At 66.7% G+C, this 22,660-nt stretch carries 17 protein-coding genes; 6 read left to right on the top strand and 11 right to left on the bottom strand.

The features are described 5' to 3' along the window. Positions 1-155 precede the first annotated feature (155 nt). Both prpC and prpB read right to left on the bottom strand, forming a co-directional pair. Positions 156-1,322: a bifunctional 2-methylcitrate synthase/citrate synthase gene (prpC, locus tag U0042_RS27345; protein ID WP_327205015.1), complete on the bottom strand. Its 1,167-nt coding sequence runs from the start codon at positions 1,320-1,322 to the stop codon at positions 156-158. A 28-nt stretch (positions 1,323-1,350) separates the two neighbouring features. Beyond that, positions 1,351-2,241, bottom strand: coding sequence for a methylisocitrate lyase (prpB, locus tag U0042_RS27340; RefSeq protein ID WP_114815005.1), 891 nt, complete (start codon positions 2,239-2,241; stop codon positions 1,351-1,353). A 324-nt stretch (positions 2,242-2,565) separates the two neighbouring features. Between prpB and prpR the strand changes: the two genes are divergently transcribed. Next, entirely contained in the window at positions 2,566-4,635 is a 2,070-nt protein-coding gene (prpR, locus tag U0042_RS27335) for a propionate catabolism operon regulatory protein PrpR (RefSeq protein ID WP_114815006.1), read from the top strand. Between the two features lie 63 nt (positions 4,636-4,698). Here prpR and U0042_RS27330 read toward each other — a convergent pair whose 3' ends face one another. Then, positions 4,699-5,520 carry an alpha/beta fold hydrolase gene (locus U0042_RS27330; RefSeq protein ID WP_114815007.1) on the bottom strand — a complete coding sequence of 274 codons (822 nt, stop codon included), beginning with the start codon at positions 5,518-5,520 and terminating at the stop codon, positions 4,699-4,701. A 58-nt stretch (positions 5,521-5,578) separates the two neighbouring features. Then, positions 5,579-5,977 (bottom strand): hypothetical protein, encoded by a 399-nt coding sequence (locus U0042_RS27325; protein ID WP_114815008.1) that lies wholly within the window; start codon positions 5,975-5,977, stop codon positions 5,579-5,581. A 336-nt stretch (positions 5,978-6,313) separates the two neighbouring features. Here U0042_RS27325 and U0042_RS27320 point away from each other — a divergent pair, with 336 nt between their 5' ends. Genes U0042_RS27320 through U0042_RS27310 form a run of 3 tightly spaced genes read left to right on the top strand, consistent with a single transcriptional unit; the run spans position 6,314 to position 10,479 of the window. Continuing rightward, complete coding sequence (locus tag U0042_RS27320; protein WP_114815009.1) at positions 6,314-6,769, top strand: (2Fe-2S)-binding protein; 456 nt, start codon at positions 6,314-6,316, stop codon at positions 6,767-6,769. A gap of 1 nt (position 6,770) precedes the next feature. Then, positions 6,771-9,101 (top strand): xanthine dehydrogenase family protein molybdopterin-binding subunit, encoded by a 2,331-nt coding sequence (locus tag U0042_RS27315; RefSeq protein ID WP_114815010.1) that lies wholly within the window; start codon positions 6,771-6,773, stop codon positions 9,099-9,101. A 16-nt stretch (positions 9,102-9,117) separates the two neighbouring features. Beyond that, on the top strand, positions 9,118-10,479 hold the full coding sequence (locus U0042_RS27310; protein ID WP_232833610.1) for a cytochrome c: 1,362 nt from the start codon (positions 9,118-9,120) through the stop codon (positions 10,477-10,479). Positions 10,480-10,595: 116 nt separating this feature from the next. Here the strand turns inward: U0042_RS27310 and U0042_RS27305 are convergent, their stop codons facing one another. The 6 genes from U0042_RS27305 to U0042_RS27280 all read right to left on the bottom strand — a co-directional run bounded on the left by U0042_RS27305 (position 10,596) and on the right by U0042_RS27280 (position 18,999). Further along, on the bottom strand, positions 10,596-11,249 hold the full coding sequence (locus U0042_RS27305; RefSeq protein ID WP_114815011.1) for an amino acid ABC transporter permease: 654 nt from the start codon (positions 11,247-11,249) through the stop codon (positions 10,596-10,598). Next, on the bottom strand, positions 11,246-12,043 hold the full coding sequence (locus U0042_RS27300; protein ID WP_114815012.1) for an amino acid ABC transporter permease: 798 nt from the start codon (positions 12,041-12,043) through the stop codon (positions 11,246-11,248). Before U0042_RS27300 ends, U0042_RS27305 begins: the two co-directional genes overlap by 4 nt. A gap of 67 nt (positions 12,044-12,110) precedes the next feature. Further along, positions 12,111-12,986 (bottom strand): transporter substrate-binding domain-containing protein, encoded by an 876-nt coding sequence (locus tag U0042_RS27295; protein WP_114815013.1) that lies wholly within the window; start codon positions 12,984-12,986, stop codon positions 12,111-12,113. A 171-nt stretch (positions 12,987-13,157) separates the two neighbouring features. Beyond that, positions 13,158-16,097: a tetratricopeptide repeat protein gene (locus U0042_RS27290; protein WP_157977913.1), complete on the bottom strand. Its 2,940-nt coding sequence runs from the start codon at positions 16,095-16,097 to the stop codon at positions 13,158-13,160. Then, positions 16,067-17,497: a hypothetical protein gene (locus U0042_RS27285; protein ID WP_157977914.1), complete on the bottom strand. Its 1,431-nt coding sequence runs from the start codon at positions 17,495-17,497 to the stop codon at positions 16,067-16,069. Before U0042_RS27285 ends, U0042_RS27290 begins: the two co-directional genes overlap by 31 nt. 395 nt (positions 17,498-17,892) lie before the next feature. Beyond that, positions 17,893-18,999: a nuclease-related domain-containing protein gene (locus tag U0042_RS27280; protein WP_114815016.1), complete on the bottom strand. Its 1,107-nt coding sequence runs from the start codon at positions 18,997-18,999 to the stop codon at positions 17,893-17,895. Positions 19,000-19,284: 285 nt separating this feature from the next. Between U0042_RS27280 and U0042_RS27275 the strand changes: the two genes are divergently transcribed. Continuing rightward, the gene (locus U0042_RS27275; RefSeq protein WP_114815017.1) at positions 19,285-20,169 is read left to right on the top strand and encodes a LysR substrate-binding domain-containing protein; all 885 of its coding nucleotides are present in this window, start codon (positions 19,285-19,287) and stop codon (positions 20,167-20,169) included. Between the two features lie 34 nt (positions 20,170-20,203). On the opposite strand, the gene U0042_RS27270 is transcribed toward U0042_RS27275, so the two are convergent. Next, on the bottom strand, positions 20,204-21,286 hold the full coding sequence (locus U0042_RS27270) for a calcium:proton antiporter (RefSeq protein WP_114815018.1): 1,083 nt from the start codon (positions 21,284-21,286) through the stop codon (positions 20,204-20,206). Positions 21,287-21,492: 206 nt separating this feature from the next. Between U0042_RS27270 and U0042_RS27265 the strand changes: the two genes are divergently transcribed. Then, positions 21,493-22,647: an acyl-CoA dehydrogenase family protein gene (locus U0042_RS27265; RefSeq protein ID WP_114815019.1), complete on the top strand. Its 1,155-nt coding sequence runs from the start codon at positions 21,493-21,495 to the stop codon at positions 22,645-22,647. The last annotated feature ends 13 nt before the right edge of the window (positions 22,648-22,660 follow it).

Genomic DNA, 22,660 nt, shown 5'->3' with positions numbered 1-22,660 from the left:
GCGGGGGCGGAAATGATCGTCATGATCGGGGGCAGGGGCGCGGCGGGTCAATCGGCCGATCGGACGAGGTGCGGCACAACACTCCTCGTCGCACAATCAGGCACAGGCGAGCGGCGTGGTACGGGAGTACGTTACACCGCCGCTCGCGTGGCGTGTCAGCGTTTCTCGATGGGCACGAACTTGAGGTTCTCCGGCCCCGTGTAATTCGCGCTGGGGCGGATGATCTTGTTGTCGATGCGCTGCTCGATGATGTGCGCGCTCCAGCCGGAGGTGCGCGAGATCACGAAGAGCGGCGTGAACATGGCCGTGGGCACGCCCATCATGTGATACGAGACCGCGCTGAACCAGTCGAGGTTGGGGAACATCTTCTTGGCGTCCCACATCACGCTTTCGAGCCGCTCGGCGACGTTGAACAGCTTCATGTCGCCGGCTTCCTTCGAGAGTTTTTTAGCGACGTCCTTGATGACCTTGTTGCGCGGGTCCGAGATCGTGTAGACCGGGTGGCCGAAGCCGATCACCACTTCGCGGTTCGCCACGCGCTGGCGGATGTCGGCTTCGGCCTCGTCGGGCGTCTGGTAGCGCGACTGGATCTCGTAGGCGACCTCGTTGGCGCCGCCGTGCTTCGGCCCGCGCAGCGCGCCGATGGCGCCCGTGATGGCCGAATACAGGTCCGAGCCCGTGCCGGCGATCACGCGGCCCGTGAAGGTCGAGGCGTTGAACTCGTGCTCGGCGTAGAGGTTGAGCGACACGTGCATGGCATCGACCCACGACTGGCGCGGCTCGGTGCCGTGCAGCAGGTGCAGGAAGTGGCCGCCGATGGAGTCGTCGTCGGTTTCCACCTCGATGCGCCGGCCGTTGTGCGAATAGTGGTACCAGTACAGCAGCATGGAGCCGAGCGAGGCCATCAGGCGGTCGGCGATGTCGCGTGCGCCGGGCACGTTGTGGTCGTCCTTCTCGGGCAGCACGGTGCCCAGCACGGAGACGCCGGTGCGCATCACGTCCATCGGATGCGCCGAGGCCGGGATCCACTCGAGCGCCGCCTTCAGGTTCGCGGGCAGGCCGCGCAGGGCCTTGAGCTTCGTCTTGTAGGCGGCGAGTTCGGCGGCGTTGGGCAGCTTGCCGTGCACGAGCAGGTAAGCGACTTCCTCGAATTCGCAGGCGCCGGCGATGTCGAGGATGTCGTAGCCGCGGTAGTGCAGGTCGTTGCCGGTGCGGCCCACGGTGCACAGCGCGGTGTTGCCCGCGGTCACGCCGGAAAGCGCGACGGATTTCTTGGGTTTGAAGCCGCCTGCGGTTGCGGTGGTGTTGTCTGCTTCGCTCATGGTGTCGTCCTCAGTCTTGGTATGGGGGTTACTTTTTGCCGGCGAACAGCGCGTCGAGCTTCTGCTCGTACGCGTGATAGCCGAGATAGCGGTAGAGATCCTCGCGCGTCTGCATGGTCGGCACCGCGGCCTTTTGCGTGCCGTCGCGTTTCACGGTTTCGTAGAAGTTCAGCGCTGCCGCGTTCATGGCGCGATACGCGCCGCAGCAGTAGAGCGCGATATCGACGTTCGCGTCGCGCAACTCGTCCACGGTGAAGAAGGGTGTGCTGCCGAATTCCGTGAGGTTCGCGAGAATCGGCACCTTCACGGCGGCCTTGAAGCGGCGGTAGTCGTCCAGCGTCTTCATGGCTTCCGGGAAGATCATATCCGCGCCGGCTTCCACGTATGCGACGGCGCGCTCAATGGCCGCATCGAGCCCTTCAGCGGCGGCTGCGTCAGTGCGGGCCATGATCACGAACTGGTCGTCGGTGCGGGCGTCCACGGCGGCTTTCACGCGGTCCACCATTTCTTCCTTGGGCACGCATTCCTTGCCCGGACGATGGCCGCAGCGCTTCTGGCCGACCTGGTCTTCCAGGTGGACCGCGGCCACGCCGGCCTTGATGAACGAGCGCACGGTGCGCGCGATGTTGAAGGCGCCGCCCCAGCCCGTGTCGATATCGACGAGCAGCGGCAGCGGCGTGGCGTCCGTGATGCGGCGGGCGTCGATGAGCACGTCGTCCATCGTGCTGATGCCGAGGTCGGGCACGCCGAGCGAGTTCGCCGCGACACCGCCGCCTGACAGATAGAGCGCCTTGAAGCCGACGGCTTCGGCCATTTTCGCGGCATAGGCGGTGATCGCGCCGACCACCTGCAGCGGCTGCTCGGTGGCGACGACCGCGCGGAAGCGGGCGCCTGCGCTGGCGAGGGATGGGTTGTTCATGGTTCGTCTCCTTGGGGCGGCGCGTCGGCGCGCAATGAGAATGAGCGGAGAAAACCGGTCTGGGCCAATGAGAGCAATCGACGAGAGCCGGTTCTGGCGGCGCAGTTACTGCAAGGACTGGGCCAGTGCCAAGCCGGGTGTGCCGCGAAACATTAAACCGTTGATTTCGCGGCGAATGCGACTCGCTTGCCAGCTCTACCGCGATGGGCCTGCGTTTCATCTATGAAATATCGAATTTCAAAATAGCAACTCATCATCCATAATGGCAGCCGGACCGCCTGCCATCCCGGCAGCACCGAGCCGTCGACGTTGCCTCACCTCTCCATGAACCGTCTTCCCGAACCCGGCCCGCGACCCCGCGTGTGGGCCATCGGCATCAGCCGCCTGCGCGATCTGTTTCGCGACATCGCCTCCGAATACATCGAGCGCGCCGACCTGCGCATCGTCTCCCGAGGCTACGAGGACGCCGCGAACGAAATTGCCGCGGCCGGCGCGAACCGGCCCGACGTGGTGGTGGCCGCGGGCTCGAACGGAACCTATCTGAAGGCGCGCATCGACGTGCCGGTAGTGCTCGTCATGCCCACCGGCTTCGACGTGATGCATGCGCTGGCGCGGGCGCGGCGCGATGCGTCGTCGTCCGTCGCGCTGGTGACGTACGGCGAAACGCCGCCCGAGGTGCGCCGTTTCGTGGCTGCGTACGGCATCGACGTCGTGTTCGCCTCGTACCAATCGGCTCAGGACGCGGAGACCTGCGTGCTGGATCTGCGCGACCGCGGCGTAGGCACCATCGTGGGCCCCGGCCTCGTGACGGATCTGGCGGCGCGTGCCGGGCTGGCCGCCGTGTTTCTCTACTCGCGCGCGTCCGTGCAGGCCGCATTCGACAACGCGCTCGACGTGGCCCAGGCCACCTGGCGCGAGGGCGTGCGGCGGCAGCGGCTCGACAACGTGCTCCAGCATCTGCGCGACGGCGTCGTGGCGCTCGACGCGGCTGGCCGCGTCGAGGCCATCAACCAGCGGCTCGCCAATGTGCTCGGCATCGACCCGACCGTCTGTACGGGGCGCCGGTTCGCGGACCTCGCGCCCGACGTGGCCGCCACCGTGCGCGACATGGCCGTGTTCGGGCCCGACGGGCAGGGCGAGTCGCTGGAAACGGTGCGCGGTTCGAGCTACGTTCTGCATCGCGGGCCGATTGTCGACAAGGGCGTGATGACCGGCACCGTGCTGACCTTCCAGGAGTCGCGCGCCGTGGAGCGGCTCGACCGCACGCTGCGCTCGCGTCAGCGCGCGCCGCAGTTCGTGGCGCGCTACCGGCTGGACGATCTGGTGGGCGAATCGCCCGCCATGCAACGGGCGAGGCAGCTTGCGCTGCGCTACGCGGTGTCGGACGCCACCGTCCTGATTCGCGGCGAGAGCGGCACCGGCAAGGAAATGGTGGCGCAGGGCCTGCACCGCGCGAGCGGCCGCCGCGAGTTTCCGTTCGTGGCGATCAACTGCGGAGCGTTTCCCGAGGCGCTGCTCGAAAGCGAACTGTTCGGCTACGAGGAGGGCGCGTTCACCGGTGCGCGGCGCGGCGGCAAAGCCGGTCTCATCGAAGCGGCCCATCGCGGCACGCTGTTTCTCGACGAGATCGGCGAGATGCCGTTGTCCTTGCAGAGCCGGCTGCTGCGCGTGCTGCAGGAGCGCGAGGTGATTCGCCTCGGCGCCACCGAGCCCACCCGCGTGGACGTGCGCATCGTGGCCGCGACGCACCGCGCGCTCACGGATGCCATCGAGACCGGCGAGTTTCGCGCAGACCTCTACTACCGTCTCAACATCCTGAACATCGCACTGCCGCCGCTGCGCGAACGCACGGCGGACATCATGCCGCTCGCCGCGGAACTGCTGCTGGCCGCGGCGCGCCGTGAAGCGCGGCTCGCACCGCGCGTGAGTCGCCTCGCAGACGCCGCGGCGATACTCGCGCCGGCACGCGAACCGCTTTGCCGCCACAGTTGGCCCGGCAACGTACGCGAATTGCAGAACGTGATCGAGCGCGCGGCAGTGGAACTGGCGGATTCCGCCGATGCAGCGGACTCAGCGAACGCGACGCTGACGCGCGAGGTGCTGCACGCCATTGCGCCCGAACTTTTCGATAACGAGCCGGCAGAACCCGAAGCCGCGGATGCCGGGAGCAGCGCGCCGACGTCGGCTGCACTTTCGTTGCGCGAACGCAGCCGGCGCGTCGAAGCCGACGAGATTCGCGCTGCACTGGATGCCTGCCATGGCGACCGCGATCAGGTCTGCGCCATGCTCGGCATCAGCAAGACGACGTTGTGGAGAAAGCTCAATGCGGGTGCGAAGCCTTCGTCACCTGAGACCGCGCCGGTGGCGCGCAGAAGCGGGCGCAAAGTGCAGTAAGTTGCACGGCACGATCGTGCATGAGTCGAGACCACCCGCGTCTCGACCTGCATGCACCTAAGTTCACTGGTGCAGGAACGCCAGTGCCGCTGCGACGATGGCCTCGGGTGCATCCTCCTGCATCAAATGTCCCGCGTTCGGCACGGGCTGAAACCGCGCCGACGGAATCACGCTCGCGAGGTGCCTGCCGCGTTCAAGCGGAATCCATTGATCGTCTTCGCCCCAAAGAATCTGTACCGGGCAGCGAATGGCGCCGTAGTGCGGTTCCACTTCGTCCGTGTAGCGCTGGTCCATCTGCGCAATCTGGCGATAGAACGCGGCCTGGCCCGTTTCGCCCAGCCACGGCGTCACATAGGGCTGTAGCTCGTCTTCCGGAAGGGCGCGCGCCACGGCGCCGCGCACGTACGCTTTGACCGCCGCTTCATGGATATACGGCGGCATACCCGCAAACGCATCGACGTGCTGGCGCACGTGCCGCACGAACGGCGAGCCCCACGGCGCCACGGCGACCGGGTCGATCAACGTCAGGCTGCGGTACTCGCATCCGTTGATGAGATGCGCGCGTAGCGCCGTGGCGCCGCCGAAGTCGTGCGCGATCACGTCGGGGTGGTCCAGTTGCCAGTGCGCGATGAGTTGGGCGAACAACTCGTTCTGCACGCCGAGCGAGACGTCCTGTCCCGAGCGCTGCTCCGACTGACCGTAACCCAGCAGGTCATACACGTAGACCGTGCGGATCGATTCGAGCCACGGCGCAATGCGGTGCCACACCCACGACGAAAACGGCGTGCCGTGAATCAGCACGAGCGGCCGGCCGCTGCCGCTTACGCGAAAGCGGACCGATTGCCCCTGGAAGAGATAACGCTGATCGAGCAGCCACGGGTGCATGAAGAGGCCTCGCGAAGGATGAAAGCAATGAACAGGTCGAGCGCCGGTGGTCTGTGCGCTAGGCGGCTTCCACGGTTCGCAGTACCTGCGCCACGCGTCCGTGCTCGTGAAGCACGGCGGGGCTCTGTTGCAGCAGCGCCCGATACCGTTCCAGAAACGCCTGCTGCATGCCTTCGTTGCCGAACAGCGCCGTGACGGCCTGTGCGGCGCCGATGCGGTCGTCGGCAGTGGCTTCTTTGTCGTCCAGCGTTTCGTCGATGTTGGCGATGACCGTGGACAACGGCGTGATCCAGCGAAACGCCTCGCCGTTGATGAGAACCTGCAGGAAGCTTGCCGCAGTCGTGGGGCCGTACTCCGCTTCGTAGGACGCGCGTTCGTGGTCGAGTATCGCCTTGTGGAGCGCGAGCAGCGGCTTGCGCACTTCAGTGAGGAACTGGATGGCGCGCTGTTCGTTCATGACGGAACTCCTGTCGGTGATCGGTGAAGGACGCAATGCAATGCACCGTAATGCAGGTGCTGCGTCTCGAAGGTGGAATGGCATGCAATGCATGTGCCTCATGCGGCATTGTGCAGTCTGGCGACGCGTCTTGCCCGCAGCGGCTACAATTTTTTGCCGCTTCCGATTTGCTCTCCATGCAGTCCCGATTCACTGCATTTTTTTGCAGTGCAATCGCGTTACACCGGTCTTCAATCGGTATCCACGCGCCTATCCGTGCGGGATGCAGAACAGTTCATCCGCATGGTCCGTCATTGGTCCGTGTCCACAAACAATAACCCACAATCGGAGTTGTTCATGACAACGCTAAACATTAACGGCGAGACGCACACGGTGGACGCTCCGCCCGATATGCCCCTGCTCTGGGTGCTGCGCGATCTCGTCGGGCTGACGGGGACCAAGTTCGGCTGTGGCATTGCACAGTGCGGCGCCTGCACAGTGCATCTCGACGGCGCGGCTGTGCGTTCCTGTGTCTTGCCCGTGGCCGCGGTAGGCGACAAGAAGATCACGACGATCGAAGCCGTGGGGGCGACGCCCGCCGGCCAGAAGATCCAGCAGGCATGGCGTGAAGTCGATGTGGTGCAGTGCGGCTATTGCCAGTCGGGTCAGGTCATGGCGGCCGCTGCGCTGCTCGCGCAAAACCCCGCACCCACGGATGCCGACATCGACGCCGCCATGGCCGGCAACATCTGCCGCTGCGGCACCTACAACCGAATTCGCGCGGCGATCAAGCATGCCGCGAAGGAGGCGTGACATGTCGCGCGGACTCCTTGAAGCAGGCAAGCACGCACAAGACGAAGCACCCGAAGCACTACAGGCCACCCACACGACGCTCGCTCCGCACGAAAGCGGCTTCTCGCGCCGCACGTTCCTGAAGGCCGGCATGACGCTGGGCGCGCTCGCCGGCGGCGGTCTGCTGCTCGGCTTCAGCGTACGGGCTGCAAGCGGCGACGAAGCCGCGGCAAACAACGCTGCAGCCGCCGATACAGGCGGCGCGGCGCGCAAATCCGTGGTGGGCGGCGACGCGAGCGAGCCCGCGCCCGCGGGCGTTTTCGCACCCAACGCGTTCGTCCAGATCGACCGCAACGGCCAGGTCACGCTCGTCATGCCGAAGGTCGAAATGGGGCAGGGCGTCTATACGTCGATTCCGATGCTGATGGCCGAGGAACTCGAAGTGCCGCTCGAAAGCGTGACGCTCGATCACGCGCCGCCCAACGAGAAGCTGTTCATGGACCCGTTGCTGGGCGGTCAGCTCACGGGCGGCTCCACCTCGATCCGCTATGCGTGGGAGCCGGCGCGGCGCGCGGGCGCGACCGCGCGCATGCTGCTCGTGACGGCCGCCGCGCAACAGTGGCAAGTGGACCCTGCCTCGTGTCACGCTGAAAAGGGCGAGGTCGTGCACGCGGAAACGAACCGGCGCATCGCCTACGGCCAGCTCGTCGATGCCGCGGCGAAGCTGCCCGTGCCGCAGGACGTGCCGCTCAAGAAGCCCGAGCAGTTCACGCTGATCGGCAAGCCGACGAAGCGCCTCGATTCGCCGGAGAAAGTGGACGGCACGGCGCGCTTCGGTTTCGACGTGCGGCTGCCGGACATGGTTTATGCCGCGATCGTGAACAGCCCCGTGTTCGGCGGCACCGTCGCTTCCGTCGACGACACGAACGCGAAGAAGATTCCGGGCGTGCGCCAGGTCGTGAAGATCGACAATGCCGTGGCCGTGATCGGCGACCACACGTGGGCCGCGAAACGCGGCGCCTCCGCGCTGGTCGTTACATGGAACGAGGGGCCGGCCGCAACGCTTTCGATGCAGCAGATCGTGGCCGATCTCGCCGATGCCTCGAAACACGACGGCGCGGTGGCCCGCAAAGACGGCGACGTGGGCAAGGCATTCGGCGAGGCGAAGACGCGCATTGATGCGGTCTACCAGCAGCCGTTCCTCGCGCACGCCACGATGGAGCCGATCAACTGCACGGTGCACGTGCGCCCGGACGGCTGCGACATCTGGGTGGGCACGCAGGTGCCCACGCGCGCCGTGGACGCGGGCGTGAAGGTCACGGGGCTGCCCGCCGACAAGATCGTCGTGCACAACTTTCTGCTGGGCGGCGGCTTCGGGCGGCGCCTCGAAGTAGACGCCATCACGCAGGCGCTCAAGATCGGCAAGCAGGTGACCGCGCCCGTGAAAGTGGTGTGGACGCGCGAGGAAGACATCCAGCACGACATGTACCGCCCGTATTACTACGACACGCTCTCGGCCGGGCTCGACGCGAACGGCAAGCCGGTGGCCTGGCAGCATCGCATCGCGGGGTCGTCGATTCTGGCGCGCTTCGCGCCGCCTGCCGTGAAGAACGGCGTGGACCCCGACGCCGTGGAGGTCGCAGCCGATCTGCCCTACGACCTGCCGAACCAGCTGATCGATTACGTGCGGGTCGAGCCGCACACGGTGCCCACCGCGTTCTGGCGCGGCGTGGGTCCCACGCGCGGCACGTTCGTGGTGGAGAGCTTCATCGACGAACTCGCTGCGCAGGCGAAGGCTGACCCCGTGACGTATCGGCGCGATCTGCTCGGCAAGTCGCCGCGCGCGGCGCACGTGCTCGACGTCGCCACGCAGGCGGCCGGTTGGGGCAGTGCGCTGCCGAAGGGGCAGGGCCGCGGCGTGTCGGTCATGCACGCGTTCGGCAGCTATCTGTGCATGGTGGCCGACGTCACCGTGGATCAGCAGGGCGACGTGGCCGTGAACCGCGTGGTGTGCGCCGTGGACTGCGGCATGGCCGTGAACCCGTCGACCATCGAAGCGCAGATCCAGGGAGGCGTGATCTTCGGCATCACGGCTGCGTTGTATGGCGAGATCACGATTCGCAACGGTCGCGTCGAGCAAACCAACTTCACGGACTACCGGATCATGCGCATCGACCAGACGCCGCCCATCGAGGTCCACATCGTGAAGAGCGCAGAAGCGCCGGGCGGAATCGGCGAACCGGGCACCGCGGCGCTCGCGCCTGCCATCACCAACGCGATCTACGCGGCCACCGGCAAGCGGCTGCGGCAATTGCCGGTGGGCCGCCAGCTCCAGAATGCTCAAACCGCCTGACAGGAGGCACCGTACGATGAAGCGATTCAATGCAACGACGGTGACCACCGCGGTGGCCGCCGGGGTGGCTACATCAGTGAGCACGGCAGTCGCCACCGCGGTGGCCACACTCGCCGCCGCCCTCCTGTTCGCACCGCAAGCCCACGCCGCAGACAACCCCGCGACGAACGCAGCCGACGACGCGCTGGTGGCACGCGGCGCGTACCTCGCGAAAGCGGGCGACTGCGTGGCGTGCCACACCGCGAAGGGCGGCAAGCCGTTCGCGGGCGGCCTGCCGATGTCCCTGCCGATGGGCACGCTCTACACCACCAACATCACGCCCGACCCGCAGACGGGCATCGGCGGCTACACGGAAGAAGACTTCGCGCACGCGCTGCGCGAAGGCGTGGCGAAGGACGGCCACAACCTGTACCCCGCGATGCCGTACCCGTCCTACGCGAAGATCAGCGACGACGACACGAAGGCGCTCTACGCGTACTTCATGCACGGTGTAGCGCCGGTGAAGCAGGCCAACCGCGCGCCCGATATTCCGTGGCCGCTCGGCATGCGCTGGCCGCTCAAGCTGTGGAACGCGGTGTTCCTCGAGAAGGGCGTTTATCAGGCGAAGAGCGGTGAGGACGTGGCGTGGAACCGCGGCGCGTATCTGGTCCAGAGCCTCGGCCACTGCGGCTCGTGCCACACGCCGCGCGGCGCGCTGTTCCAGGAGAAGGCGCTCGACGAACGCGGCGGTCTCTTTCTCTCCGGCGCGCTGCTCGACAACTGGTATGCGTCGAATCTGACGGGCGAGCACAACGTCGGGCTCGGTCGCTGGAGCGAGGCCGAACTCGCGCAGTTCCTGAAGACCGGCGCGAATGCGCATGCGTCTGCGTTCGGATCGATGACCGACGTCATCAACAACAGCACGCAGGCCATGACGGATGGCGACGTCGGGGCGATCGCGCATTACCTGAAGTCGCTCGCGCCCGCGGGCGGCAACGGGCAACCGCAATACGCCTACGACGCGCAGGCCACGAAGGTGTCGCTCACGCGGCCGGCCGGCGACGCGGGCGCGAAGGTCTACGCCACCTACTGCATGCACTGCCACGGCACCGACGGCCGCGCCTTCGCGCCGATGCTGGCGCCGCTCGCGGGCAACCCCAATGTGCTGGAGAAGGACGCGTCGTCGCTCATCAACGTCACGCTGAACGGCACGCCGGACCTCGTGATTCAGGGCATTCCGGCGCCGTATCCGATGCCGCAGTTCGCGTCGGTGCTGACGGACCGCCAGATCGCGGACGCGCTCACGTTCATCCGCGCGGGCTGGAACAATCACGCGCCGGCCGTGAGCGCGGACGACGTGGCGAAGATACGCCACGGCACGCAGACCGCGATGCATTGAGCGAAGGGTTGAAGAGCACGGCGGGCAGGCGGTGCGCGTTCGGCATCGCCTGCCCGTCTTCGGCTGTGGCGCGATAAGGGACTGGGGGACTGGGGGACCAGGCGGCCGGATGAGCGCTACCGTTGCGCGACCCGCTGACGCCGTTCGAGCGAACGGGCCAACCACGTCAGCGGAAAGCACATCGCGAAATAGATGAGCGCCACCATGCCGTAAATGGGAAACGGGCGGAACGCGGCGTTGGTGATCATCGTGCCCGTCTTCGTGAGTTCGACGAAACCGATGATCGAGGTGAGCGCCGTGCTCTTCACCACCTGCACGAGAAAGCCGACGGTCGGCGCCACGGCGATCTTCAAGGCCTGCGGCCAGACGATGTAGCGCAGCTGCTGCCCGTGGGTCATGCCGAGGCTCGCGCCCGCGGCCCACTGGCCGCGCGGCACCGCTTCCACGCAGCCGCGCCAGATGTCGACGAGATAGGCGCTCGTGTAGAGCGTGAGCGTGACCGTCGCCGCAAACCAGGGCGAGACGTCGATGCCGACGAGCGGCAGGCCGAAGAACGTGAGGAAGAGCTGCATCAGGAGCGGCGTGCCCTGAAACAGCTCGACGTAGAGCACCACCACGCGGCGCAACCATGCCACGGGCGACACGCGCATGGCGAGCAGCACGAGGCCCGCCACGCCGCCGCCCACGAACGCGATGAGCGAGAGCAGAACCGTCCAGCGCGCGGCAAAGACCAGATTGCGCGCGATGTCCCAGAGCGTGAATTCGATCATGACGAGCGCTCCGTGGAGACGTGCGAGGCAGGAGTCGGTGAAGCCGCGGTGGCATCGGCCATGGCTGCGCGCGCGAACAGCTTGCCGCGACGCGTGACGGGCACGCCGCCCGCTGTCGATGCGGCGCGCGCCGCACGCCCCGCAAAGAGCCGCTTGCCGAGCCGGTTGAGCACCTGGCGCAGCACGATGGAGAGCACGAGGTACGCCGCCGTGATGATCACGTAGCTTTCGAACGAGCGGAAGTTACGTGACTGAATGAAGTTGGCCGCGTAGGTGAGGTCGGGTACCGAAATCTGCGAGACGACGGCGGAGCCCAGCATCACGATCAGCACCTGGCCCAGCAAGGCCGGAAACACGTTGGCGAGCGCCTGCGGCAGCACGACGTGGCGAAACACCTGGCGCGGATGCAGCCCGAGCGCCATCGCGGCCTGCACCTGGCCGCGAGGAATGGAGTCGATACCGGCGCGCACGATTTCCGTGGCGTACGCGCCCAGGTTGACCGTCATGGCGAGCACGGCGGCCTGCACCTCGTCGATGTGGATGCCGAGGCTCGGCAGTCCGAAGAACACGAAGAAGAGCTGCACGAGAAACGGTGTGTTGCGGATCAGCTCGACGTAGGCGGCCACCACCGCACGGGCCGCACGCGGCCCCGACACGGCGACGCTCGCGCCCGCCACGCCCACCAGTCCGCCCAGCACGGTGGAAACCGCGGTGAGCCCCACGGTCACGGCCGCCCCTCGCGCGAGCATGCCCGCATAGAGGCCGAAGCCGCTGAAATCAAACGCGTAAGTCATCGAGGCGAATCACCGTGTCCAAAAGCGCGCAGCGCACGGCGGCGCGCGCCGTGCCGCGCCGACCATCTCAAAGATCGGCGGGCAGCGGCGCGTGCAGCCACTTCTGCGAAATTGCGTTCATCGTGCCGTCCCTGCGTGCGCGGGCAATCGTGCTGTTGACCTGCTGCATGAGGCGCGGCTCGTTCTTGTTCAGGCCCACGTGGTCGGGCGAGCTGAAGAGCGAAAACTTCTGTTCCGGGTCGTTGGCGGGATGGCGCGCGAGAATCGTGGCGCCCACGTCGTTGCCGACCACGAGCAACTGTACCTGACCAGAAATAAATGCAGAAATGGCGCCGTTGGGGTCGTCGAAGCGTTTGATGGACGCGCTCGCCGGCGCGATCTTGCTGACCGACAGGTCTTCCAGCGTGCCGCGCGCCACGGCGATGGTCTTGCCGGCCAGGTCGGCCGCGTTCTTCACGGCAAGCGCCTTCGGCCCGAAGACCGCGAGGTAGTACGGCGCATACGGTTGAGAGAAGTCGATGACCTTGGCGCGCTCGGGCGTCTCGCCCACCGAGAGCAGCATGTCGGCCTTGTGGTCGGCGAGGTAGGCCATGCGGTTGTCGCCCGTCACCGCCACGAGTTCGACCTTGGCGTGGAGCGCCTTGCCGATCAGGTTGGCGACATCGATGTCGTAGCCTTGCGGCTGCATGTCGGGGCCGATGGAGCCGAACGGCGGATAGTCTTCGAACACGCCGATCTTCACGACGCCGGATTTCGCGATGGTGTCGATGGCGTCGGCGTGCGCGGCGGGGACGAGGGTGATGAGCGCGGCCGCGCCGACACCGGCTGCGCGGGCCACGCGCGTCGTCTGACCGGAAAGGCGGAAAAGCGTCGAGAGGCGCGCCACGGCTGAAGCCAGGCGGCGTTCGATGTGCAGGCGGAGCGTGGACGGGGAGCGGTTCATCGTTTTCCTCTGTCGAAAGGGACTGCGCGGCGGCATGAGCGCGACCGGCAGCAGTCCCGAAACGGCCCCGAAGGATGGGGTTCGAACGCACTCTAGGTTTGCCAAAATCCCCCAACAATCGAAATCTCTGCATGGGCGGCATGAGCGAGGCTCATGGCTGGGGGGGCCGCGCTAGTACGCGAGGTCGTTCACCGTAACGAGCAGATGTTCGGCAAGCAGGTCGGCGCGATCCTTCTCCTCCGCGGTGAGACTCTCACGCACCCGGGCCTCGACAGCACGCGTCGCTTCGGCGTAAGTCTGCCAACCGGGCTGTGCGGCGAAGGCGGCTTGCGCGCGCCGAAGCCAGGCATCCCCGAGCGCCCGGTCCTGCGTGAGCCCGTCGCCGCGCCAGAACAGGATGCCGGTCTGGAACTGTGCAAAGGGCTCGCCTCTCAACGCTTCGTGGAGCGCGCACAACGCTTCCCACGCGGCGCGGCCGTCGTCACGCCCGGTTGGCGCAAACGCGGCCTCGGCGCTGTCGGCGGCTTTTGTCACCGGCGTCGGCGGGAGCGCCAGCCAGTACCCGGCCTGCGCGTTCCGGGCTAGATGTTCCGGGCGGGCCGCAGCCGCCAGCGCGAGAGCGATCGCTGCCCTGTCCGACCCCAGCGCGGCCGCCTTCCGATACCACCTGGCCGCCATGGCTTCGTCGCGCGCCACGACGTTTCCCGTCTGATAGAGATTGGCCAGTTCACTGGCCGCATTCGCCGACCCCGCTGCCGCGGCCTTCTGGAGCCAGACGAGCGCGGCCGCGCCATTCCTCGCAACGCCGCGTCCGTCGAGAGAGGCCTCGCCGATCATGGCCATCGCGTCTGCATTCGCGGCGGCGGCACGGTTCGCCCACTCGAATGCCTCGCGGGCGTCGCGCCGACCTCCCACGCCGGTGTAGAGGTGCCAGGCAAGCGAGCCCTGCGCCTGCGCATTGCCTGCGTCGGCGGCACGTCGCAGCCAGTACACGGCCGCTGCAAAATCGATGGGCACGCCACGTCCCTCGTCGTAGGAATCGGCGAGCATCGACTGGTAGACGGCCTCGCCGGCCGTCGCGAGACGCCATTGCCAGTAGACGCGTGTGGCCGCGGGCAACGCCTGCTCCGGCGGAATGCCGGACGCCAGTTCGCGCATGGACATGGTGTCGCCGGCATTGGCGGCGGCCGAGCACCATCGCTGCGCCTGGTTTGGGTCCGCGGCGACATCGGAGCCTCTCGCGTATGCGAGACACAGCACGCGCTGGGAGAGGGTGTCGTTCGCCAGCGCGCCGCGCGTGAACCACGCCAATGCCTGCGCCGGATCGGGGCGGCCGGTGCCGCGGGACGCGTAGAAGCTGCCCATTGCGGCGTAGGCGGGCGGGAAATTCTGTGCGACGGCCTTCACGAGCCATTCCTTCGCGCCCGACCGGTCCTCGGCCGACGTTCGCTTGAGCAGGCGCAGGCCGAGCATCACCTGGGACCGGGCATCGCCATGGCTGGCTGCCCGCAGCAAATACGCCTCGCCGACTGTGTCGTCGCGTTGCACGCCTTCCCCGGAGAAATAATGCATGGCCATGAGCCGCTGTGCTTCAGCGTCTCCCGCGTCGGCTGCCTTGCGGTACCACGCGATGGCCTGCGCCTTGTCCGCTGCGCCGCCTTCGCCCTTGAAGAGCAGCGAGCCGAGCATCAGTTGCGCCTTTGCGTAACCACGCTCGGCGCCGAGGCGCGCGAACTGCCGCGCGAGCGTCGGGTCGCGCGGCATGCCGAGGCCGGCATAGGCCATCGACGCGACGTTGTACGAGGCCACGCCGGAACCCTGTGCGGATGCGCGCTCGTACCATTGCTTCGCCTCGGCGAGATTGACCGCTGTGCCTTCACCCCTTTGAAGCATCGTGCCGAGATCGTTCTGTGCTTCGGCGAGGCCGGCTTCGGCCGCGCCGCGCATCCATCCGATCGCGGCCTCGAGGTCTACCGGGCCGCCTATGCCGTTTCTGTATTCGAAGGCGAGATCGAATTGCGCCACGACGTCGCCGGCAAGCGCCGCCTTGCGATACCACGCGCGTGCCAGCGTGGCGTTGCGCCCGACGCCGAGGCCCTCGCCATACAGGTCGCCCATGCGGCGCTGCGCGTAGACCGAACCGTGGCGCGCGGCGTCGGCCATCAGCGCGAAGCCGCGCTTCGCGTCAGGCGGCACGCCTGTCCCGGTCACGTAGAGATTCGCGAGCGCGGCCCTGGCATCAACCTGACCTTGAGCCGCGGCGGCCGCGAGCCACCCCGCTGCGTTGCGCGGGTCGGGTGCGAGCGCTGTTCCGCGCAGCAGGGCGACGCCGAGCAGCAACTGCGCCTCGGCGTCGCCGTGCGTGGCCCCTTCGATGAACCAGGCAACGCCCCCTGTCACATCGCGTGGAACGCCGTTGCGCCCGCCCATCAACATCCGCCCGGCATTGACCGCGCCATGAGGATCGCCGTGTCGAGCCGCGTAGGCGAAGAGCTGATAGGCAGAGGCGAAGTCGACGGATCGACCTTCGCCGGCGTAGTCCATTTGCCCGAGGATGTCGGCCGCTATGCCGTTTCCGCCCTCGGTCGCGCGGCGTAACCACATGCGCGCCGCGACGGCGTCACGTGGCACGCCGATGCCTTCGCGATACATCGATCCGAGGATGAGCTGCGCGAGCGGCAACCCATCCGCGGCCACCTGGGTGAGCGTTGCGAGACCGCTTTTGAGCGGCGGCCCACCGTAGCCGAACATCGCCATCTGGCCGTAGATCGCACGCGCATTTACGTTGCCCGCGTTGGCTTCCTCGGCGCACGCGTCGCGCAGTTTTGCCGGCGTGACGTAAGGCGAAGTGAAGGGGGCGTCGGCGGCGTTCGATTGCAGCAGGCACGGCGACGTGGTGTCCCGGTATGGCATGGCGAGAGGCTGCGCGATCCCGCTGTTGCGCGCGTCGGGCTGGGAGGGCGCATGGAGTGCGGCATGGGCCGCGAGCGGGCCGCCTGCGGCAAACAGCAGCGCCAGCGACAGAAGTGCCGTGACGGCGATGGCCGCTGGCGGCGGTGCGGATGGGACGACCTGGCCCATCACACCGCGCCCTGCTCGACCATCGTCCACTCGTTGGTTCCGTAGGGTTGGAGGTCGTTCAGACGGGTGACGTATCCACGCGCGGCGGCCTCGTCATGCTTGACGAAATGCGCGTACGCGGCCGCCATGAACCAGGTCTCCGCCAGTGCGTTCTGAATCGCGACGGAGTCCGGGAGCAGCACCGCTTGCAGATACACCTCGTCGACGGTGGCGCGTCCTTGCATCAAGAGGAGGATCGAACGGCGATAGTTGCCGGGCAGCGGCACGGTATTGCGACCGATGTAATCGTCGAAGAACGCATTGCGCGGCGCCGCACCGCCGCTGCGCGCCCGCACGTAGAGGTACAGCGACGCCATGTAGTCCTGGTCGTAGAACGGCGAGGCGCGCGCGACATCTTCGAGCGCGGCGATGGCCGGCGCCCATTCGCCGCGGATCATGTGCGCATAGGCAGACGACCCGCTTGCCTCGATGTAGGTCCGATACACGGCAGAGGGGTCGACAGCGGCTGCCGCATCGGCACGCATTTTGGCCAACAGCGGATCGGCGAGTGCGATGGCGTCTGCCGTGCGTTTCAGCGCGACGAGCGTCGTGGTCTTCGACTGGCGAAGGCTGATATCGTCAGGCGCGAGCGCGATTGCCTTGTCGATTGCCGCGAGCGCCTGCTCGCTGCGGTTCATGCCGTCCAGGTGGGCCGAGATCTCGCCGTACGCCCTGGCTTTGTCTTGTGGCGTCGTGGCGGCCTGCAGTGCCTGCTGCGCGGCTTTCAGCGACTGCGCTGCCGATTCGCGCAACGGATTGGCGCTGCCGAAGGGATGCCTGCGTTCCACCGCGGGATCGATTTTCAGCTGGGACAGGCGGGCGCGCGTCGGCGCGTCGATTGACCCGTCCCGTGCCCAGCGGGCAAAGCTCGCGTAGTCCGCGCGTGCGCCTGCGACGTCGCCGAGCGCTTCGCGTTCACGGGCGCGCAGGCGATACGGCTCCGCAAGCGCGGGCTGAAGCGCGATGCCCTTCGTCAACGAAGCGACGGCCTCTTCGTGACGCCCGGTCGCCGCGAGAAGGGCGCCACGTTCGTTGTAGTAAGCCATGCCGAGGGGACCGTTCAGGTCGTCCGTGCCCGCATGATTGGCGCGGAGCCGTTCGAGCGTTGCGAGCCCCTCGTCGTATCGTTGATTGGCGTCGTACAGCTTGGCCAGCACGGCAAGTTGCATGTCCGTGGGCTTGGGCTCCAGTTCGATGGCGGCGAGCTGGGCCTCCAGCGCGGCACTATTGTGATGAAGTGCCATTTCGAGCAGCGTGAGTTGCTGGAGTACCAGCGCACGGATCTGCACGGGCAGGCTGTGTGACGCAATGCATTGGCGCGCGAGTTCTGCCGCGTCTGCCAGTTTGCCGGCACTGGATGCAACCGAGATGTCGCGACAGGTGGCCAGCACGTCCGGCGGAACGCTAGACCAGGGATTCGCCGCAGCGGGCGGGTTCGATGCGGCGGTTTGCGGCGACGCGGGCGGGGCCTCTGCACCCACCGGGCGGGGACCGTGAGCACAGGCAGCGAGAAACAAGGTCGCCAATGCGGCAGCGGCGCGGCCGCCTATCGTGTTGTTCTTCATCTTGGATAAGCCGGATCTTTTGAAATTCGACGGCTCAGGCGCTTGCCTTGAAGGCCGTAAACCCTCTGTATATCGGCGCGCGGTTCATGTTCTTGAATGCTCGTGGAGGGGAGGGCTGTCCTGGCGGACGAATGCGTGCGCGATTGGCGTGACGGATCAGCCGATGAGTCTCCACCGGATGCGTGCCGGGGCACCGTTGACGCTGAGGCCCCAGATCGCGCTTATTGCCGGTTCAACCGTGAAAGTGTTGCGCTCGAAGGCGTGCAACCAAGTCGATCGATGCCTTCCGGACATGGCGGGGGCGGCGAAGCAACCGGTTGCACAGCCACGACTGCAACCGAGGGCGCGCCGAGCTTTGCCGAAGCGACGGACGACGCTGGCGCGGCGCGTTGCGTGCCGGCATATGTTTCGCGCTTGCGACGATGTTTCGGCTCTGTGGTCCGTTGCGAAGGGGCGTAAGCCGATGTGCTGACAGCCGGTTTTTCGGCGCGAGTCGGAGCAGAGCGATGGTAGAGCCAGAGGAAGCCTGCGCCAATTGCAATCGACGTGAGCACGTACCGCCCTATATGCCGACGCTTTGCCGTACGCGCTGTCACGTAGGTGCGAGACGGCGTCGGCCCGGGCAGCGCGGCAGGGCGGGGCGTCGCAACAGGCCCTTCAGCCCGGACGGGAGCGCGGGCCGGGTCTGCCGCTCTGTCAGGAAAGACCGGCGGCGCGACCGGCCGCAGCGGACGGGCGGCATCGCCGCGCATTGCCGGCTTCTGTCCTGTCGTATGGGAAAGCCTCGCCATGCCTTGCGCCACGGCATACGAACGAAGCGCATCCCGGTTCCAGGGTTTTCGCCCGCTGTGCTCGGAAGTGTGCGTGAGCAGCAGCGCCTCGAGTTCCTCGATGCCACATATCTGAACGCGAAAATCGCTTCGTGGTAGCGACGAGCCGACAGGTATCCCGGGTTCGAACAACACGACGGCACGCGCGAAGCCGGGGTCTTCCCCGGTCTCCTTGCGCAGCATGTCTTTGAGCGCCAGCATCTGGTCGGTCGTCTGCGTGTATGCATTCGGCAGGGACTCGCCTGTGGCCGGGTTTGTCCAATGCGCGCTGTTTGTGCCGCCTTCGACGGCGTGGCGATAACTCTTTACCTGCAGCACGAGCGTCGTTATTTCCGTGGCAATCAGTAAATCGATCTGCTGGCTGCCGCAGAGGAAGTCGCAGAGCACGACAGCCGAATGCGTGTTTTGCTGAAGAATCTCAATTGCCCTGACGAGTACGCGGCGCTCCGCTGCGTTCGTTGCCCCGTTCGTGTAGCGGCAAAAGACATCGATTGCCATGGTCTTGTCGTTATGTCGGTTTATCGGAAACTGCGTCGCGCATTAAAGCATGTCCATGCAGGCCAATACAAACGGCCGGGTCGCGCCATACAGGTGGAACGGTTGATCGTTCGGCATGAGCTTTTTGCATGCTCACCAGGGCAACCGCGCGCTCCGCATCCGCTTTTGTTCGCTTATCCTGTACGCCGCCCGTGCATCACGCGGGCTACGGCGCACCGCGCCGGCTCTCAATGAATTTTGCTGATACCTCGCCGCCGAACCGCCTAGCTCCTCCAGAACGCCGCCATGCGACGACTCCCGCCTCTGAACGCCCTCCAGATCTTCGAGACCGTGGCGCGTCACCGCAGCTTCACGCGTGCGGCCGAGCATCTCTGCCTCACGCAGGGCGCGGTGAGCCGGCAGATTCTCGCGCTCGAGGACTATTACGGCTTCCCGCTCTTCAAGCGTCATGCGAAGGGACTCACGCTCACCGCCGAAGGGGAATTGCTGCTGCCGGCCGTGAAAGAGAGCTTCGCCCGCATCGAGGAAATTTCGTTGCGTCTTACGCGCCAGCGCACCGATCTCGCGCTCAAGGTGCCCACCTGCGTGATGCGCTGGATGCTGCCGAAGATCATGCGTTTCCAGGCCGAGTACCCGGACCTGCACGTGCAGATCACCACCACGTGGCAGCACGACGTGGATTTCGAGGTGGAGCCGTTCGATGCCGCCATCGTCTACGGCACGTCGCCCGGCGCGGACGTGCAGGCGGTGCCCTTGATCGAGGAACGTCTGACGCCGGTGTGCGCGCCCGAACTGCTCGTCGATAAACCGCTCGCGCGGCCCGAGGATCTTGCGCGGCACACGCTGCTGCATCCCACGCGCGATCACCGCGACTGGAAGATGTGGCTCGCGCATGCGGGCGTGAACGACGCGAGCGGCGTCGATGCGAGTCACGGGCCCAGCTTCGAAACGCTCGACCTGGCGACCAACGCGGCGCTGCAGGGCTTCGGCGTGGCGATCAGCGACCTTGCGCTGATCGAGGAAGACGTGGCGGCGAAGCGGCTCGTGCGGCCGTTCGATACGGTGCTCGCCACGGGCGCGCGCTACTTTTTCGTTTATCCGCAGAGCGTCGCGCATCTGCAAAAGGTGCAGTGCTTCCGCGAGTGGCTGGCGGCGCATTGGGCCGATTGAGCGGCGACCGCGGCAGCACCCGGCCTCGCGACACCTACGGTGCCACCGAAAGAAACAGATACGCTGCGAACAGCGACAGATGCACAGCGCCTTGCAGAATGGTCGTACGGCCCGTGCCGAGCGTGAGCGTCCCCACGATCAGCGTGAGCACGAGTAGCACCGTATCGCGTCCGCCGATGCCGAGTGCGAGCGGCATGTGGAACCACAACGTGACGACGGCCACGGTGGGAATGGTGAGTCCGATGCTGGCGAGTGCGGAGCCCAGCGCCAGGTTGAGACTCGTCTGCAGCCGGTCGGCGCGTGCCGCGCGCAACGCGGCCAGCCCTTCGGGCAGCAGCACGAGCGCGGCGATGACGATGCCCACCACCGCTTCGGGCAGGCCAGCCCTGTGCACGGCCGCTTCCACTGCGGGCGACAGCAGCTTGGCGAGCAGCACGACAGCGACGAGGCTCACCAGCAACAGCAGCGCCGACACCATCGCCACGCGCGCACTCGGCGGCGCCGCATGATGATGTTCGCCGTCGCCCGCGGCCAGAAAGTAATCGCGGTGCCGCACCGTCTGCACGAATACGAACACGCAGTAGAGCACGAGCGACGACACGCCCGCGAACGCAAGCTGCGAAGGCGAGAGCATGGGACCGAGATTCTGGCTCGTGTAGTTCGGCATCACGAGCGAGAGCACGGAAAGCGACGCGAGTACGGCGAGTGCGGCGCTCGCGCCGCGAATCTGGAAGTCCTGTTCGCGATGGCGCAAGCCGCCCATCAGCAGGCACAGACCGACGATGCCGTTGCACACGATCATCACCGCCGCGAACACGGTGTCGCGTGCGAGGCCCGCTTTTTCAGGGCCGCCGCCGATCATCACCGAGACGATCAGTGCCACTTCGATCACGGTCACCGCAACGGCGAGCACCAGCGTGCCGAACGGTTCGCCCACGCGATGCGCGACCACCTCCGCGTGATGCACGCCCGCAAACACGGATCCCGCGAGCGCAATGCCCACCAGCACCAGCAAGATCGCGTGGCCCGGCCACAGCAGCGCCGCGCACAGCACGATCCACGCGGCAATGGGCGTGAAGAGGGTCCAGCGGGGCAGCACGGTCGATGTCGTCGTCATGCGGTCGTTCCTCTTGTTGTTCGTCGATGTCATGGCGCGGCAACCGTTATGCTTTGTCTGCCGGATGAACAGGTCCGATCCAATATAGCAAATGAAAGCGGGCGTTCTTCGTTGCGTCGTGAACCCCAACGGGCGACTGAAGCAGGCGAAGGCGGCGAAGCGACAGCCCGCACAGACAACCCGCAAGTGCCACCGAAGGAGACGTTGTGATCCGTAGCCAGGAAACGCTGAACCTGCTGCTCGACAGCATCGCCCGCTTCGTGCGCGAGCGCCTCGTGCCTGCCGAAGCGATCGTCGCCGAGACCGACCAGATTCCCGATGACCTGCTCGCCGAGATGAAAACGCTCGGCCTGTTCGGCCTGTGCCTGCCGGAGGAATACGGCGGGCTGGGCCTCACCATGGAAGAGGAAGTGCTGGCCGCGATGGAGCTCGGCAAGACGTCGCCCGCATTCCGCTCCGCGGTGGGCAGCAACAACGGCATCGGGTCGATGGGCATCGTGATCGACGGGACGCCCGGGCAAAAGCAGAAGTATTTGCCGCGGCTCGCCTCGGGCGAACTCATCGGCTCGTTCTGCCTGACCGAGCCGGAGGCAGGTTCCGACGCCGCGTCGCTGCGCACCACGGCGGCGCGCGACGGCGACCACTACGTGCTGAACGGCACGAAGCGCTTCATCACGAACGCGCCGGAAGCCGGCATCTACACGGTGATGGCGCGCACCGATCCGGCAAGCAAGGACGCCAGCGGCATTTCGGCATTCGTGGTGGAGCGCGACACGCGGGGGCTCTCGCTCGGCAAGATCGACCGCAAGATGGGACAGAAGGGCGCCCACACGTGCGACGTGATCTTCGAGAATTGCCGCGTGCCGGCGGACAGCTTGATCGGCGGGCGCGAAGGCGTGGGGTTCAAGACCGCGATGAAGGTGCTCGACAAGGGCCGTCTGCATATCGCCGCGGTGGCGACCGGCGCGGCGGAACGCATGCTGGCCGACGCGCTGCGTTATGCGATGGAGCGCAAGCAGTTCGGCAAGCCGATTGTGGAATTCGAGCTGATCCAGGCGATGCTCGCGGACAGCCAGGCCGAAATCTACGCGTCGCGCTGCATGATCGTGGACGCCGCACGTCGTCGCGACGACGGCGAACGCGTGACCGCGGAGGCGTCGTGCGCCAAGATGTTCGCCACGGAAATGTGCTCGCGCGTGGCCGACCGCGCCGTGCAGATTTTCGGCGGAGCAGGCTACATGAGCGAATACGGCATCGAGCGGTTTTATCGCGACGTGCGGCTCTTTCGCATCTACGAGGGCACCACGCAGATCCAGCAGATCGTGATTGCCCGCGAAATGCAGCGGCGCGCACAGGGCTGATGGCGGCGGCAAC

It is taken from the genome of Paraburkholderia kururiensis (assembly GCF_034424375.1).
Lineage (GTDB): Bacteria > Pseudomonadota > Gammaproteobacteria > Burkholderiales > Burkholderiaceae > Paraburkholderia > Paraburkholderia kururiensis_A.
Note: the sequence above shows the minus strand (reverse complement) of the source record. Positions and strands in the feature narration are given on the sequence as shown.

What these genes read in the sequence shown, in the direction of transcription:
- prpC (WP_327205015.1), bottom strand. Translation starts at nt 1,322, where the DNA reads ATGAGCGAAGCAGACAACACCACCGCAACCGCAGGCGGCTTCAAACCC.
- U0042_RS27325 (WP_114815008.1), bottom strand. Translation starts at nt 5,977, where the DNA reads ATGAACGAACAGCGCGCCATCCAGTTCCTCACTGAAGTGCGCAAGCCG.
- U0042_RS27275 (WP_114815017.1), top strand. Translation starts at nt 19,285, where the DNA reads ATGCGACGACTCCCGCCTCTGAACGCCCTCCAGATCTTCGAGACCGTG.
- U0042_RS27315 (WP_114815010.1), top strand. Translation starts at nt 6,771, where the DNA reads ATGTCGCGCGGACTCCTTGAAGCAGGCAAGCACGCACAAGACGAAGCA.
- U0042_RS27280 (WP_114815016.1), bottom strand. Translation starts at nt 18,999, where the DNA reads ATGGCAATCGATGTCTTTTGCCGCTACACGAACGGGGCAACGAACGCA.
- U0042_RS27310 (WP_232833610.1), top strand. Translation starts at nt 9,118, where the DNA reads ATGAAGCGATTCAATGCAACGACGGTGACCACCGCGGTGGCCGCCGGG.
- prpR (WP_114815006.1), top strand. Translation starts at nt 2,566, where the DNA reads ATGAACCGTCTTCCCGAACCCGGCCCGCGACCCCGCGTGTGGGCCATC.
- U0042_RS27270 (WP_114815018.1), bottom strand. Translation starts at nt 21,286, where the DNA reads ATGACGACGACATCGACCGTGCTGCCCCGCTGGACCCTCTTCACGCCC.
- U0042_RS27320 (WP_114815009.1), top strand. Translation starts at nt 6,314, where the DNA reads ATGACAACGCTAAACATTAACGGCGAGACGCACACGGTGGACGCTCCG.
- U0042_RS27295 (WP_114815013.1), bottom strand. Translation starts at nt 12,986, where the DNA reads ATGAACCGCTCCCCGTCCACGCTCCGCCTGCACATCGAACGCCGCCTG.
- U0042_RS27330 (WP_114815007.1), bottom strand. Translation starts at nt 5,520, where the DNA reads ATGCACCCGTGGCTGCTCGATCAGCGTTATCTCTTCCAGGGGCAATCG.
- U0042_RS27300 (WP_114815012.1), bottom strand. Translation starts at nt 12,043, where the DNA reads ATGACTTACGCGTTTGATTTCAGCGGCTTCGGCCTCTATGCGGGCATG.
- U0042_RS27305 (WP_114815011.1), bottom strand. Translation starts at nt 11,249, where the DNA reads ATGATCGAATTCACGCTCTGGGACATCGCGCGCAATCTGGTCTTTGCC.
- prpB (WP_114815005.1), bottom strand. Translation starts at nt 2,241, where the DNA reads ATGAACAACCCATCCCTCGCCAGCGCAGGCGCCCGCTTCCGCGCGGTC.